Origin of the sequence: Actinoplanes derwentensis (assembly GCF_900104725.1) — a bacterium.
Classification (GTDB): Bacteria; Actinomycetota; Actinomycetes; order Mycobacteriales; family Micromonosporaceae; genus Actinoplanes; species Actinoplanes derwentensis.
This window is the reverse complement of record NZ_LT629758.1, coordinates 3,770,749-3,785,413: the sequence shown is the minus strand read 5'-3', so window position 1 is coordinate 3,785,413 and position 14,665 is coordinate 3,770,749. Positions and strand designations below refer to the sequence as shown.

Annotated in this window: 11 protein-coding genes; 2 read left to right on the top strand and 9 right to left on the bottom strand. The window is 68.7% G+C overall.

Translation table 11 applies throughout. The features are described 5' to 3' along the window. Positions 1 to 162: 162 nt before the first annotated feature. The gene (locus BLU81_RS16735; protein ID WP_092545522.1) at positions 163 to 798 is read left to right on the top strand and encodes a class I SAM-dependent methyltransferase; all 636 of its coding nucleotides are present in this window, start codon (positions 163 to 165) and stop codon (positions 796 to 798) included. Here the strand turns inward: BLU81_RS16735 and BLU81_RS16730 are convergent. The 6 genes from BLU81_RS16730 to BLU81_RS16705 all read right to left on the bottom strand — a co-directional run bounded on the left by BLU81_RS16730 (position 751) and on the right by BLU81_RS16705 (position 9,474). Beyond that, positions 751 to 1,770, bottom strand: coding sequence for a prenyltransferase/squalene oxidase repeat-containing protein (locus tag BLU81_RS16730; protein ID WP_157751633.1), 1,020 nt, complete (start codon positions 1,768 to 1,770; stop codon positions 751 to 753). The two genes, BLU81_RS16735 and BLU81_RS16730, sit on opposite strands and share 48 nt — an antisense overlap. Further along, a complete protein-coding gene (locus BLU81_RS16725) occupies positions 1,757 to 2,479 on the bottom strand; it encodes a class I SAM-dependent methyltransferase (RefSeq protein ID WP_092545520.1) in 723 nt (240 codons plus the stop codon). Before BLU81_RS16725 ends, BLU81_RS16730 begins: the two co-directional genes overlap by 14 nt. 197 nt (positions 2,480 to 2,676) lie before the next feature. Continuing rightward, the gene (locus BLU81_RS50695; RefSeq protein WP_092545519.1) at positions 2,677 to 4,281 is read right to left on the bottom strand and encodes a glycosyltransferase family 4 protein; all 1,605 of its coding nucleotides are present in this window, start codon (positions 4,279 to 4,281) and stop codon (positions 2,677 to 2,679) included. Positions 4,282 to 4,860: 579 nt separating this feature from the next. Further along, positions 4,861 to 5,568, bottom strand: coding sequence for an RICIN domain-containing protein (locus tag BLU81_RS16715; protein ID WP_157751632.1), 708 nt, complete (start codon positions 5,566 to 5,568; stop codon positions 4,861 to 4,863). Positions 5,569 to 6,064: 496 nt separating this feature from the next. Beyond that, positions 6,065 to 8,806 (bottom strand): VIT domain-containing protein, encoded by a 2,742-nt coding sequence (locus tag BLU81_RS16710; RefSeq protein ID WP_092545517.1) that lies wholly within the window; start codon positions 8,804 to 8,806, stop codon positions 6,065 to 6,067. Continuing rightward, the gene (locus BLU81_RS16705; protein ID WP_092545516.1) at positions 8,803 to 9,474 is read right to left on the bottom strand and encodes a helix-turn-helix domain-containing protein; all 672 of its coding nucleotides are present in this window, start codon (positions 9,472 to 9,474) and stop codon (positions 8,803 to 8,805) included. The genes BLU81_RS16710 and BLU81_RS16705 overlap by 4 nt, the downstream gene beginning before the upstream one ends. 215 nt (positions 9,475 to 9,689) lie before the next feature. Between BLU81_RS16705 and BLU81_RS16700 the strand changes: the two genes are divergently transcribed. After that, on the top strand, positions 9,690 to 10,409 hold the full coding sequence (locus BLU81_RS16700; protein WP_092557206.1) for a cyclase family protein: 720 nt from the start codon (positions 9,690 to 9,692) through the stop codon (positions 10,407 to 10,409). Between the two features lie 334 nt (positions 10,410 to 10,743). On the opposite strand, the gene BLU81_RS16695 is transcribed toward BLU81_RS16700, so the two are convergent. The 3 genes from BLU81_RS16695 to BLU81_RS16685 are packed head-to-tail and all read right to left on the bottom strand — an operon-like array spanning position 10,744 to position 14,621. Beyond that, positions 10,744 to 12,849 carry a M6 family metallopeptidase gene (locus tag BLU81_RS16695; RefSeq protein ID WP_092545515.1) on the bottom strand — a complete coding sequence of 702 codons (2,106 nt, stop codon included), beginning with the start codon at positions 12,847 to 12,849 and terminating at the stop codon, positions 10,744 to 10,746. Positions 12,850 to 12,906: 57 nt separating this feature from the next. Further along, complete coding sequence (locus BLU81_RS16690; RefSeq protein ID WP_231954591.1) at positions 12,907 to 13,725, bottom strand: ABC transporter permease; 819 nt, start codon at positions 13,723 to 13,725, stop codon at positions 12,907 to 12,909. Beyond that, a complete protein-coding gene (locus BLU81_RS16685) occupies positions 13,722 to 14,621 on the bottom strand; it encodes an ABC transporter ATP-binding protein (RefSeq protein ID WP_092557202.1) in 900 nt (299 codons plus the stop codon). The genes BLU81_RS16690 and BLU81_RS16685 overlap by 4 nt, the downstream gene beginning before the upstream one ends. Positions 14,622 to 14,665 lie beyond the last annotated feature (44 nt).

The window sequence follows — 14,665 nt, the reverse complement described above, 5'->3', positions numbered from 1 at the left end:
TGCATAGTAAAGAAGTTGACTATGCTGCCTGGGCTCGACGTGACGGTGTTGTCCGGTGACCACCGCATTCGGCCCGGCGGCCGCTGGTCGGTCCGGTGTCGCGCCTGCCTTGCGGGGTGGCCACGAGAGCCGGCGTTACCCGTACCGAAATAGGATGTTGAAATGGATCTTGATTTGTTGTCCGCGGCTGTTGCGGCTGAAGGTTTCATGCCGGAGGACGAAGGGCGGGCGCTGGCTCGGGCCGCGCTCGACGCGCCGGACGGGCCGATCCTGGAGGTGGGCAGCTACCTGGGGAAGTCCACGCTCTACCTGGCGGCGGCCGCGCGGGCACGGGGCGGCAAGGTCGTCACCGTGGATCATCACCGCGGGTCCGAGGAGCATCAGGTGGGATGGGAGTACCACGAGCCGGGACTGGTGGATCCGGCGGTCGGACTGATCGACACGCTGCCGGGGTTCCGGCGCACCATCGCCGCCGCTCGCGCCGAGGACGTGGTCGTCGCGGTCGTCGCGCGGGCCGAGGAGTTCGCGGCGCTGTGGTCGGCGCCGCTCGCGTTCCTCTTTCTGGACGGCAGCCACACCGACGAGTCGGCTCAGCGAGACCTAGGATCGTGGGCGCCGCACCTGGCCGTCGGCGGGATCCTCGCCATCCACGACGTCTTCCCCGACCCCGCCGACGGTGGGCAGGCGCCCTACCGCATCTATCGCCAGGCTCTCGACACCGGCGAGTTCACTGAAATCCCTGGTCAGGGCTCACTGCGGCTGCTCCGCCGGGACCGCTTCGCCCCGGAAGACGCCTGATCGGGGGTGCGCGGCGTGCAGCGCGTCGACCGCCAGCACCACTGCGGCGGCGGTCCAGGTGGTGCGTTCCACCGGCCATCGCACGCCGTCGTCGAGCACCAGACCGGTCCAGTAGGAACCGTCCTCCGCCCGCAGGTGCTGCATCGCCGCGACCATCTGTTCGGCGGCGGACCGTTCCCCGACCGTATCCAGGGCCAGGGCCAGCTCACAGGTCTCCGCGCCGGTGACCCACGGCCGGTCGGCGACACAGCGGGCACCCCGGCCGGGTACCACGAACTCGTCCCACCGGTCCTGGATGCGCTGTCGCCCGGCGGGTCCTCGGATCGCCCCGCCCAGGACCGGGTAGTACCAGTCCATCGAGTAGCGGCCCTTGTCGGCGAACGCGCCCGGACGTTCCCGGATCGCGGTGCCGAGCAGGTCGGCGGCGAGTTCCCAGTCGGGCTGCGGCTCACCCACCCGGTCGGCGATCGCCACCCCGCAGCGCAGTGCCTGGTGCACGCTGGACGAGCCGGTGAGCAGCGCGACCTGGTCGCCGAACGCCCACCAGACCTCGCCGTCCGGAGCCTGACACCCGGTCACGAAGTCGAGCCCGGCCCGGATCGCCGGCCACATCCGCTCCAGGAAACCGTCGTCCCCGGTACACAGCCAGTGATGCCAGCAGCCCACCGCGAGATAGGCGGCATGATTCGTCTCCGCAGTGGAGTCCGCGACGGCACCGTCATGCTGGTACCGGGAAGCCCAGGATCCGTCCGTCCGCTGATTGCGCCGCAGCCAGTCATAGGCGGCCACCGCCCGCGCGGTCTCCCCGCCGACGTCCAGAGCCATCGCGGCCTCCACGTGATCCCACGGGTCGGCCTGTTGCCCCGGTTCCCACGGAATCAGGCCGTCCGGCTCCTGAACAGCGGCGATACTCGCGACGGTGGCCCGGATGTCGTCGGCGCTCAGCACGCCCGGCAGGTCAGGCACCGACACCCGCGAGCACCTCCTCCTTCTGCAGGTAGATGACCACACTCTTACCGATCAACGGGTTCAGCGCCTGCTCCAGCACCCGAGTGAAGACCGGTTTGTCGACGATGTCCCACACCAGAAGGCGGTGGTACGCCCGAGTCGGTGCCGAATCCCCGATGGCACATTTCAGCCACCAGTACGGACTGTGCAGCGCATGCGCGAACCCGTTACCGGTCACCGTCAGCCCCGCGTCCCGCAGCCGTCCGGCCAGCTCATCCTCTTTGTAGATGCGGATGTGCCCACCTTCGTTGGCGTGGTACTCATCGGACAGCGCCCAGCACACCCGCTCCGGCAGCCACCGCGGCACCGTCACCGCCGCCAGCCCACCCGGCCGCAGCACCCGCGTCAACTCGGCGATAGCCGTCACGTCATCCGGAATGTGCTCCAGCACCTCAGACGCGATCACCCGATCAAAACTGGCATCCGGAAAAGGCAAGGACAACAGATTGCCTTGTACGGTGGTCGCGCTCGCCGTAGCCGGCGCCTCACCTTCCAAAGCCATCGCCGCACACCACTGGCGAGTAGTGGCGAGATCCGTGACGTTCAGGTCGAGAGCCACGACGTCGGCCCCCCGCCGGTACGCCTCGAACGTGTGCCGGCCCTCGCCGCATCCCAGGTCCAGGACCCGCATCCCCGGCCGCACGTCCAGCCGGTCATAGTCGACGGTCAGCATGTCGTTGTACCTTTCTTCGGCGCTTGTCGTTCCCGTACTGCCCGGCTCCCCGGTCTATCCCGGCCGCTCGGTCTCCCGCGTTCCCGCGTTCCTGATCTCCCGGCTGCCCGGATTTCGGCTTCTCGGGTTGTCGTGTCATTTCGGTGGTACCGGGTTTTGCGGCTTTCGGCTTTTCCGGGGTCTTCCCAGTCCCCGGACTATCGGGGCTTCGCGGCCGCTCGCGGCTTCGCGGACTCTCGGGCCTGGATTTTCGCCGCGATCGCCTCGGAGTACCACTCGGCGGTCCGGATCGCGGTCCGCCGCCAAGTGAAATGTTCAACCACCCGCTTGCGACCCTCCGCACCGAGCCGGCGGCGCAGATCCCCATCGTCGAGCAGCCGCCCGATCGCCGCGGCCAATGCCCCGGCATCACCCGGCGGCACATGCAGAGACGCCAGCCCGTCCGGCCCGGCCACCTCCGGCAGCGCCCCGGCGGTGGTGACGACCAGCGGAATCCCACACGCCATCGCCTCAACCGCAGGCAGCGAGAACCCCTCGTACCGAGACGGCACCGCAGCGACCGTCGCCGACCGGAAAAGATCAGCAAGTTCCTCGTCAGTGATCCCGGAGACGAACCGAACCGATTCCCCCAGCCCCAACCGTCCGATCGCCTGGGCAGCGGGACCATCCGGCCGCGCCGTGCCGACCACGACAAGTTCGACGTCGCGTTCAGCCCGAAGCTTGGCCACCGCTTCGATCAGCTCCGGAAGCCCTTTGAGCGGCACGTCGGCACTAGCCACCGAAACAATCCGCCCTCGTTCCCCAGAGCCTTTCCCGGCAGCGCCCCCGACCACGCGCCCGGCCGTGTGCTCGCCCGCCATGCCTCCGGCAGTGCTCTCACCAGTGGCAGTGCTCTCACCGACGGTCGTGCCCTCACTGGCCGGGCTGGCGTCGGTCGTGCTCGCGCTGATCGTGCTTTCGGCCGTGCCTTCACCGGCCCCGTCTCCAACTGTGTCCTCGCTCGCCGGGCTCCCACCCGTGTCCTCAGCCGCCGTGCTCCTAGGCGTGTCCTCACCGGCCGTGCTTCCTCCGGCGCTCTCACCGGCCGGGTCTCCCGCTGGGATCCTCCTCGGCTGCTCTTGTCCCGCCGGCTTGAACGTGTCGGTGTCGACGCCGACCCCGATGACACTCAGCTGCTCCGGAGAAACCCCGAACGCCTCGACGATCTCGTCCCGGGCCGCATTCGAAACCGTGGTCAACCAGGGCAGACGCTTCGCTACCCGCCCCTGCATCCGGGTGAACGCGTACCACCGCCGCAGCGACATCCGCCGCTTCCAGTCCGGCGCGGCCGCCAGTTCCAGATCCCGGTCCACGGTGATCGGATGATGAATGGTCGCCACCAGTGGCGTTCCCAGCCGCCCGAGCGGCAACAGCCCGTACCCCAGGCACTGATTGTCGTGAACGATGTCGAACTCGCCCAACCGCTCCTTCAGATGCAGCCAGGCCCGAAGCGAAAACGTCAACGGTTCCGGAAACGCCCCCGTACACATGGCCGCGAACTCGAGCACATCAACGGCCGACGTGAATTCCTCGCGCCGAGGCGTCCGAAACGGATCAGAGTCCCGATAAAGATCGAGACTCGGCAGAACGGTCAGCCCGACACCTTCGTCCAACTCCGGCAACGGCGGCCCGGAGAAGACCTCTACCTGGTGCCCGAGCCCTACCAGTTCCCGGGAGAGGTGCCGTACATAGATCCCCTGGCCCCCGCTGTGCGGCTTGCTGCGATACGACAACAGGGCGATACGGAGAGGCACGGAGATCACCAGACGACCCTAGAAGCAGGCGTCGCCTCAAACACCACTGTTAACCCTACGATTCGATCACTTTAGCGTTCGTTCGGTTCCCCGACTTCCCAGCCAGCCGCAAAAACAGCAAGCCCCAGCCCTCAAGCCGCTCCCGAACGGGCCAGCCCACCTACCGCTCAGCCCGGCCCTTTCGCTTCCGTTCATGCCGGTCATGCCGGTCATGCCGCGCCCCGCACCGCTCCGGTGCGTCCAGCGAAGCCTTCGCCGTTCCCTGCCGTTCTCTGCCCTGTTCGGCTCTGCCCTGTCCTGCCGGCGGTCGTCAGGTGGGTGTCGTCCGCGATCCGGACTCCATCGCTGCCGCTCTGGCCGGGCCTGCCCTGCCCGGGCCCCCACGCCGAATCCGTGCCACCCACAGGCCGCATGGTGCTTCGGTCAGCCCGGACCCGGTCCGTTCCCCAGATCGAGCCCGGCGTCGCGCTGCTTCGGCGCCGCTTCGCGTCACGCTTGCCCGGCGCCAGCCTTGGCTCCGATTCCTATCCTGGGCCTGGATCTGCCTGCACCGCGAAACGCGTGCTCGGTGTGTCGCTGCGACGAGGCTCAGGTGAAGGTCCAGGACTGGTTTTTGCTGCCCGTGCAGACGGTTACGGTGACGGCGGTGGATGTTCGGGTGCCGGAGTTCGGGTCGGTGAGGCACAGCCCGTTTGACATGTTGATCAGCGTTCCGTTGGCGAACAACTGCCACTGTGCGGTGGTCCGCCCGTCGCAGCGGGTCAGTTCGGCGGTTCCGTCGCCCACCAGGTAGGCGCACATGTTCAGCACCTCGAGAGTCCGATCCGAGTTCAGTTTCCAGCGCTGCGGGCTGGTCCCGTTACAGGTGTCGACATGCACGTCCCGGCCCTCGGCGGCGCGGCCACCGCGAAGGTCCAGACAGAGCCCGCTGCCGTTGGCCAGCATGCCTTGCCCGGTAGGGATCGCACTCGGCAGAAGACTGATCGGCGGCCCTGAAGTCACCGATGACGCGGGACTGCCACTGACCGCAGGGGATGCCGCAACCGACTGACTCGCCGTCCCGCCGCCGGCCGCGGGCTTGGGTGAGTTGGTTCGAGTCACTGTCGAGGAGCCGGAATCGCCGTCGGTGCCGCCGGCAAAGTCGCCGGGCTGGCCCTGAGTGGGCGCGGCATTCTCGGTGTCGCTGCCCGCGATGCTCGGTCCGACCGCCGCAGGCAACGACAGGCCCGGCTGCGAGACCCACTCGCCGGTATTGGTCGCCGGCCGTAGCAGCGCATAGCCGGCGATGCTGGCCACCGCCGCGACCCCCGCCCCGATCAGGATCAGAGGCCGCCACCGCTGCGAACCGGCCGGTTCATGCAGCACAGACGGCACCGCTGAAACAGCGGGAAGTAGCTGTGTCTGTTGGTCGCCGGAGTTCGGCTGAGCCGGCCAGGTGGATGTGGACGGCATTGGCTCATGCCGAGCACCGTCCGGCAAGACGAACGGCCGCACCAGTAGCGGATCGCGATCGTCGCCTAGTTCGTCACCCACTTGGCGTTCCCATCCCCAGGTCCGTCGTCGGTGCCCCAACTTACCGGCACCCGCCCACCAACGTGAGGCCGAGGTCGGCTGATATCCGTCACTTCTCGATCCCCTCCGGATCCGGTCGCCCGGGCTGTTCAGGAGCCGAACTCAGGGGCGCCGGGAATGCGGCTACAGCCGCGTCTTTGACGGTGGAAGTGCCGGGTTCTCGGGTCCCACGGCATCGGCTGGATGGCTCCTGCCGTGGGACCCGAGACTCCGGTGTGGGTCAGGCCTTCCAGAAGGGACGCTTCTTGACGGCCTTGCCAGCGGCGAACGCCTCCAGCACCCGGATCGCGGTCGCCCACCTCTCCTCGAGGCTGGCGTCTCCCCTGAGGAGTTTCACCAGCTCGCGGACGGGATCGGCGTCCGCGTCCGCGACCGGCTCCAGCAGCACCGACAAGCGGCTGGTGAGGTCGTCGAGCAGGTCACGCCGGTCGAGCACCGGCTGCTGCGCGGCCTCACGTAGCCGGGTCACCTCAATGGCAGCCAGCTCGCGCAACTCGTCGACAGCCAGACCGCTGTCGCCCGGTGCGGAACCGCGGGCCCGCCGTCCCAGAACACCTGCAGGCCGGGAACGGCTCACCGGGCCGGTGAAACCCACTGGGCCTGGGCCAGCCGGTGCGACGCCGCGAGGAACAGCACCAGCGTCGGCTTCCGGCTGCACACCGCCGACCGCGGGAGCCGCCCCGCTAGCCCCTGGAGTTGCCCCGCCGACCGTGGGGGCCGCGCCGAAGGAACTGCTGTCGGCCGAGGCCTCGTCAGCGGCCCGGCCACCCGCCGGACCCGAGTCGGCGTGCGCCTGGGTATCGGCCCAGCCAGCCGGTGTGCTCGAGCCAGCCGGTGCGCTTGAGGCGGGCGGTGCGCTTGAGGCGGGCGGGGCCGGGGGAACAGCGGTCGGGCCGGACTTCGCGGCGTAGGAACTTCCTGCCCGCATGGGCGCGCCTCCCGGACGGCCGGCCCACGTCGGTGTGCCTCCGGGCCGGCCCGGCGCCGGAGCACCTGGGGAGACCGGGCGCGGCGGCATGGCCAGCGGTGCCGCCATCGGGGCGGCCGCTCCGGGGAACGGCGACGAAGCCGCGACCATGTGGAACGCCGGCGCGACCGGGGCTGGCGTCTCCCACCCGGACGGCAGTTCGACAGGTTGAGTGACACGCCGGGTCTGGCCGCCCTCGTTCACGACCCGCTGGTCCACGGCCACGAAAGCGGTGAAGCGGCACAGCACCCCGAATCGCAGCGATGTGCCGACGATCTCCGTCTCCAGCGAGTGGTCCCCTGAGGCGTACGCATCCTCCAGGTCCCGCAGCCTTGCACGTGCCCACAGTGAGGTGACTGCCGACTCGGACCGGCTCTGAACCGGGACAGTGGTCCGGAACTCCTGGTCGTCGCGAGTTCGCCCGGTCACCGCGAGCGAGCCTTCGGCCGTGCCCGAATAGCGCCCGGTGATCACTAGCGGCACGCCCGGGTAGAGGCCCGGCAGCCGAACCGGGGTGCGCGTGCCGTCGATCGGTGTGAAACCCTCGCCGGCCACGGTGAGGCCCGTGACGACGGGCGCGCCGATCCGCCGGTGGATCTGTTCCATCGCTTCGTCCAGGCGGTCTTCGCTCTCCACCAGCTCCGCACGTCCGGCGCCGATCGCGGCGAGCCGGCCCAGGAAGCCGGCATTGACCGCCCGGTCGATACCGACGGTGTGCACCCGGATCCCGCCGATCAGCGGGCTGACCTGTTTCACGATCTGGTCCTCGTTGCCGACCTGGCCGTCGGTGACCAGCACCAGCACCCGGTCGCGGCCGGGGTTGTCCGACAGCATGGCGAGGGCGGTGGTGAGAGGGCTGAGCATCTCGGTGCCGCCACGGGCGTCAGCACGGGCCAGGTGCTCGACGGCCCGGTAGCGGTTGCGGTCGGTGGCTTCGACGAGACCGTTGCCCAGACGCTCCGGCCACTCGACGGTGTGGTCGAAAGTGATTACCGAGAACCGGTCGACTGCGGTCAACGTGTCGATCACGCGAGCGGCAGCCCGCCGGGCGGCCACCATCTTCCATCCGCCCATGCTGCCGGAACGGTCCAGAAGCAGCACCACATCCTTCGGGCGCGGCGCCGCGGTGGCCTCCGGCGGAAGGACCACGAGCTGGTACGTGCCCTGCTCGCCGTCCTCGTCGGCGACGGTGATGGCGGACTCCGAACCGGGGGAGTAGGCCAGCCGGAGCACGAAGTCACGGTCGGCCCGCTCACCCGGCGCGATCCGCAGGGTCCCGCCCTGCTCGGTGACCGTGTGCAGGCTGGAACGCACGTCGCCCAGCTCCAGGCCGGCCGGGTCGATGTCGACGCCGATGGACAGCCGAAGCGGGTTGGGGAAACCGGGCAGCAGAACCGGTGGCGAGATGCGTGACGCGTCCGGAACGGCATCGGTGTCGGGCTCCTGACCGTCACCGGCCTGCGGTCCACCGAGCGGGATGCCGGGGACGTATCGCGGTGCGACCACCAGCGGGAAACGGAAGGTCGCGGCACCGTCCTCGTATGCCAGCGGGCCGACGAGCCGCAGGCGTACGACGACACGCTCACCCGGCGGGATGTTGCCGACTCGCATGGTGAAGACGTCCGGCCGCTCCTCCTCGGCGATGGAGGCCCGCTGGCCCGCGGCGATCGCCTGGTCATACTGCTCCCGGGCAGCTCCGCGCTCGTGTAGCTCGGCGGTGACGACACGGTCGTCGGCGGTCATCGTCATGCCGGTGACGGCGGCGCGATCGGGCAGTGGGAAGACGTAGGTCGCCTCGAGCGCGGTGTCGTGGGCGTTGACGAATTCGGTGGTCAGCTCGGTCCGCACCAGCAGACCACTGATGGAGACGCGGACGTCGAGACGGTCGAGTGGCAGGTTGCCGCGGTCAGTAAGCAGCGCGCCGAGGCCGGCGTCGTCCATGGGCCGTTGGCGTTCCAGTTCGGCCGGTCCCATCGGGTTCACAGAAATGATCATGAATCTCTCCCATCGGTGAGCCCGCGGGAAGCGAGCAGGTCTAGCAGGGGCCGGGCGGCTGCGGTGATGTCGTCACGGTCGATGTCGGTGGCGTGCCGGGGCAGTAGCAGGATCACACCGCTGCCGAGCGGAATGCCGGTGATCAGTCCGGGGAGCGGGGCCGACTGCTCGTCGACCTCCGCGAGTGCGGCTGCCAGCGCCTGGCGGGTATTGCCGGGCGGGCCGGCGTCGTTGAGGTGGTGATCGTCGGCGAGGGTCGGCGGGACGGGGAGTCCGGTCTCTGCGGGTGTGGCGGGCGTGGCCTTCCAGAACAGCGGCCGTGCCGTGGAGTCGCCATGCGGCGCCTCAGTGGCGAGCAAGCCGCCCGGAACACGGGCGACCTCGGTCAGGGTGTCCTCCGAGGCCCCGGCCAGTTCGGTCTGGATCTCGGCGAGTGTGAGGCCAGCGGCCTGCCGCCGCTTGATCGCGACGAGTTGCAGAAGATGACGCGGCCCGTAGAAGACGGTGCGCCCGCGAGTGCCGAGCGGCCGGTCGACCAGGCCGATCGTCGTATACCACCGGATCGATCTGCGATCGGGCACCTCCCGGACGCGGCCGTTGGGTGCGCCTGGGTACTCCGCGGCCAGGGCCACGCTGACCCTCTCGACCAACTGCTCCATCGTCCACATGCCCAGAGAATGACACTGTCACTCTGACACTGTCAATGGCGGTATGGTGGCCAGATGGATCGCCGGCCGCTTCGGGCGAGTTCTGGAGAGCTGAGTCTTGGATGGCCGAGACCTGGATGGCCGAGACCTGGAGTGCGGGTTTCGGGTGATCCGGGTTCTCGGTGGGCCGAGCGCCCGTGCGGGCAGGCGAGTGCTGACGACAGGTGGGTGTGCTGATGAGTGGAATTGCCATCACTGATGACGCCGTGCTGGCGAGATTGCGGCTGGTCAGCCTGTCGCATATCAACGACCCGGCCCGGGTGAGCGTCTATCCGGGCGATCCACCGCCGCGCCTGGAGACGGTCGCGACCCTGGAAGACGAGGGCTTCTATCTACAAGCGGTGTTCGCCAGTGAGCACACCGGCACCCACTGGGGTGCCCCGGGCCACTTCACTCCAGGCGGACTGCTCGCTGACGAGATGACCCCGGAGGATCTGTTCCGGCCGGTCGTTAGGGTCGACGTCCGGGCGGAGTGCGCCGGCGACCCGGGCTATGCGGTGACTGTGGCCGACCTGGAGCAGTGGGAGCGGGTGCACGGGCGTATCCCCGGCGAGTCGGTGGTCGTGATCTGGACCGGGTGGGCGGAGCGGTTCGGCACCGAGCGGTTTCTCCCACACCCGGGTTTCGCTCCGGAGGCCGTGCGATGGCTGGTCGACACCGGCCGGCTGGGGGAGCGCGGTGGCACCGGGACCGACGCGTTCAGCCCCGACGTCAGTTCCGACACCGGTTTCACGGTGTCCCGGCTCGTCTACCGCCAGCGGCGGATCAGTCTGGAAGTTCTCACCAACCTTGCGGATCTGCCGGCTACGGGAGCTTGGGTGCTCTGTGGTGGACAGATCAACAGAGCCGGCTCCGGCTCGACCGCCCTGATCTACGGAGTGCTGCCACCAGGTTGACTGATTCTGCAGGTCGCCCACTGGCAGGAAGCGGCCGGGAGCGGCAGGGAGCCGTCCGGGCCTCCGGCGGGCGGTGGCGGTCGCCGAGGTGACCATGACCTGGTCAGGAGTGCCGGGTGGACTGGGACTGTCCGGTGGACGGGTGTTCTTGCGGATCCTGAGGCCGGGAGGCCACCGGCTTTCCAGAAGTTCGGTTCTGTCTCGCGGATTGCGGGGGAGTGAGGCGAGGTCCAAACGGTGGCTTGCGCCAAGCGCCGGGAGTATCACCCGTCGCTCGTAGCCCGTAGCCCGTAGCCCGTAGCCCGTAGCCCGCGAGACAGAACCTGAGTGCTGGTTACGACTTCGGCTTCGTGGCAGGGGCCGGGAACGGCTTGCCGTCGATCTTCAAGGTGTAGGGGGCGAATTGAGTCACCGTGCCTGTCGGATCGTCATAAGCGATGATCGCGACGACCTTCGGATAGTGGCTGACCTTGGCGAAATCGGTCAGCGGGACGATTTTGGCCCGCTTACGTGCCAGGCCGACCAGAGTGACATGCCAGTTGTCGACGGGGATCGGGCGGATCTGGGTTGGCGACTTCCATCCGTCCAGGGTGTTGCCGCCGACCGCGGTGGAGCCGATCTTGACGTCGGAGAGGTGCCAGCCGCCGATGCTCACGGCGCCGTCACTGACGTAACGGAAGCCGATCAGGATGCGCTTCTTGGCGTAGGCCTTGAGATCGAAGCTGAGGGTGACATCGGCTGCCTTGCCGGTGATCGCCGGACCGAGCGGGCCCTCGACGGTGCGGTCGCCCTTCAGCATCTTCCAGGTCTTGCCGCCGTCGCTGGACACGGTGACGTACCCGTAGTCGAACTTCTCCTCCAGCCCATAGGTCGTCTTGAAACGAAGGACGGGATCGGCGGCCGGTACGGTGACCTGCCGTGCCGCCGTCGTGTCGGTGTCCGGGGTGTTGCCGGAGAAGAGCATTCCGGAGTCGATGGTCCACGCCAGTGGCGTCGCCGGCAGGGTTTTGGCACCGTCGAAACGGACGGTTCGCCACTCCTTCGGCAGTCGGATGTAGTCAGCGCCGTTCGGGGCCACGCCGTCCCTGCCATAGGACGACGGGTTGTTCAGGTTCACCGTGGTGTGCAGACTCGCGGTGGTCACCCGTTCGCGGGGGGCACCCTTCACGACTCCGCCGGGCACACCGGCGATCTTGTCGACCAGGGTCAGGATCTGGAAATCGTGCAGGACGTCGTGCGCCTTCACACTCTTCGGCAGCGCTGCCGTGATCGCCGCGAGGCCGTGGTTCTTCTTGTCCTGGTGCAGGGCGGTGAGGATCTTCGTACCGAATCGGTCCTGCAGGTAGAGCATGAATCCGTAGGCGATGCCGTAATCGGCGAGGACCTCGTCCGGCTCCCCTTCGGACCAGAGGTTGAGCGAGTTCGACGGGCCGCCGCAGTCGCGCGGGTTCGGGTTGAAAGTGGTCCGTACGATGCCGAAGCCCTGGTAGCAGACGATGTGGTTGTCAAACCCCTGGTGATGTACGCCGATGGCCGCGTCCACATAGCCGGTGAGCGTCTGGGCGTAGTCCGCGAGCCCTTCGCTGAGCCACACCTCCTCGTCCGGGTCGGTGTAGTAGGCGAGCAGGTGCTGCCACTCGTGGGCGAAGGTCGACTCGTACATGCGGGGCCGGGACGGCCGGCTCGTGCACGGGTCCTCGGCCGGTTCGTGCGCGGGATTCGTTCCGGTGCGATGCGCCCAGTCGAAGGCGTCGATCGTGATCACGTTGCGGTCGAACAGTTCGTTGAGCTGCTCGGAGAAGAAGCCGGAGATGTAGGTCTGCCGCTTCGGGAAGTCGAAGTAGTTCTCGTCACGGACGTTGTCGACGAGAGTGACGGTGCGGTCCCCCGCCCCGGTGAACTCGCCCGGCAGTCCGGCGTTGGTGCCGTCACGGTTCGGCGGCGTACTGAAAGCCTTGGTCTCCTTGGGGTAGATGGTCTTGTCGAATTCGTGGACCAGCGCGGCGACCTGGGCGTCGGTGATCTCGGTGGAGGCCTTGCCGCGGCAGTCGTTCTCCGGGAAGGCGACGTCCTTCGCGACCCAGACCTCGATGTGTTCGCCGATTCCGCGAAGCGTGTAGTCCTTCCGGTACACGTCGTCGTCGATCATGTTGAGGCCGACCCAACTACGGACGGTGCCGAGTTCGGGGGTCTGGACCGCGCTGCGTCCTTGCGGCTGAGGTGTGGGATCGGCAAAGGGAAGCGGCCCACCGTCCAGGGTGAGCCGATCCAGGTCCCGATCAGGGTGTTGTGCCTCGTACGGCCACGCGCCCTCGGACGACGCGTCGGAAGCAGAGGGAAGCGGGAGGGGAACGGTCGGTGGCGCGGCCGACGCCGGGCCAGCGAACAATGGGATAGAAGCGGTAATTGCCGCGAAGCTGGCAAATAGGGTACGCGTCACGTCTCGGGACGCTACCGCTGATCGCTGGATCGTGACGCCAACACCAGCCGTTGAGGATCAGGAAACCTCCCGGCGGAGCACACGAACCGTCCCGAGGATCAGCGGGAGCACCATCCAGACGCCGACGGACACCGCCAGCCGCGCCCACTCACCCGACGTCATGTCCGGCTGGCTGAGTGCCCGCGAGGTCACGTTGATATCCAGCCATGCGGCTACGTCAAGCAGGCCGCTGATGGCCGCGCCGAGAATCGCCCAGACCGTGGGGAGAGCGAAGAAGATGACGATTGCCAGCGGTGTGTTCAGCAGCAGGGCACCGAGCCCGATGCCCATCAGTACCGAGATCACCTGGGCCAGCTGGCTCTGCCAGATCAGCGACGAGTCCATGGTCCAAGCTCCGTCACCACCGATCGTGACGGCCAGCAGGTTGGCGCCGGCGGCCCAGGCCACGGTCACGGCCGCGGAGCCGATCGCGATCAGGACCCCCGCCACGACCTTCGCCGCCAGCACCCGGCCCCGAGCCGGCACCAGGGTGAAGGTCGCCAGCGCGGTTCGTTGCGACCACTCGCTCGTCACCGACAGGATGCCGAGGACCGGCAGGAGCACCGCGGACGGGAGCAGACCGAAATCGTACAGAGCGCTGAAGTTCTGCTCGTTGCTCTCGGCCCAGCCCAACTGGATCGCCGACGTCGCCGCGGTGGCCAGGCCGATCACGATCAACAGCCACATGCCGGCCCGTGTGTCGGCGAGTTTGCGCAGTTCGACGAGGGTCAGCCGGGTCAGGGGGACTGGCGCGGCGGCGGCTGAGGGCACACCGGCGGACAGGTCGGAACCGGGGGTCGCGGGGGGCCGGCCGGAAGCGGAGGTGGTCGTGGTCATCGGGAGACTCCCTCGAGGTCGGAACCGGCGGTCAGGCGAAGAAACATCTCTTCGAGGCCACCGGCGCCGGCCGGTCGCAGCTCCAGCAGCGCTACTCCGGAGGCCGCGGCGGCCCGGCCGACGGCCCGCGGGTCCGCCGGCACCAGAACGCTGCCGTCGGTCGAGGGGGTTCCGGTGAGGCCCATGCGCTGCAACAGAGCCTGGATAGCGGCCGGATCAGCGGTGCGGACCAGCGTTCCGGCGGCGTTCAGCAGCTTCTCCTTGTCGCCCTGGGTGAGGATCCGGCCGTTGCCGATCACGACCAGCCGATCAGCGATCACCTCGACCTCGCGCAACAGGTGGGAGGAGAGCAGGACCGTGCCGCCCCGGTCCGCGAAATCCCGCAGCAGTCCGCGCATCCAGTGGATACCTTCCGGGTCCAGACCGTTTGCCGGTTCGTCCAGGATCAGGACGGCAGGGTCGCCGATCATCGCGTACGCCAGGCCGAGTCGTTGTCGCATGCCCAGCGAGTACGCCCGCACCCGTCGTTTCGGGGCGGCTCCGGTCAGCCCGACCCGGGCCAGCCGCCCGGTCACCCGGGCCGTGTCCAGCCCCATCGTCATCGCGGCCAGGGCCAGCACCTCCCGGCCGGTGCGCCCGGCGTGCTGGGCGGACGCGTCGAGCAGCACGCCGATGTGCCGTCCCGGATTGCCGAGCCGCTGGTACGGCACGCCGCCCACGGTCGCCCGGCCGGACGTCGGCGGGGTGAGACCACAGATCATTCGCATCGTGGTGGATTTGCCGGCGCCGTTGGGACCGAGGAATCCGGTGACCGTGCCCGGCTCGCAGGTGAACGACACATCATCGACGGCGCGGTGGGCACCGTACGTCTTGGTGAGGTGGTCGACCGTAATCATGCGGCCCAGCGTGCGTGCCGCCGGGCGGTCGTCGCTTCGGCCGT

Coding starts and splice junctions, on each gene's coding strand:
- BLU81_RS16735 (WP_092545522.1), top strand. CDS start 163: ATGGATCTTGATTTGTTGTCCGCGGCTGTTGCGGCTGAAGGTTTCATG.
- BLU81_RS16725 (WP_092545520.1), bottom strand. CDS start 2,479: ATGCTGACCGTCGACTATGACCGGCTGGACGTGCGGCCGGGGATGCGG.
- BLU81_RS16710 (WP_092545517.1), bottom strand. CDS start 8,806: ATGATCATTTCTGTGAACCCGATGGGACCGGCCGAACTGGAACGCCAA.
- BLU81_RS16705 (WP_092545516.1), bottom strand. CDS start 9,474: ATGTGGACGATGGAGCAGTTGGTCGAGAGGGTCAGCGTGGCCCTGGCC.
- BLU81_RS16700 (WP_092557206.1), top strand. CDS start 9,690: ATGAGTGGAATTGCCATCACTGATGACGCCGTGCTGGCGAGATTGCGG.
- BLU81_RS16690 (WP_231954591.1), bottom strand. CDS start 13,725: ATGACCACGACCACCTCCGCTTCCGGCCGGCCCCCCGCGACCCCCGGT.
- BLU81_RS16685 (WP_092557202.1), bottom strand. CDS start 14,621: ATGATTACGGTCGACCACCTCACCAAGACGTACGGTGCCCACCGCGCC.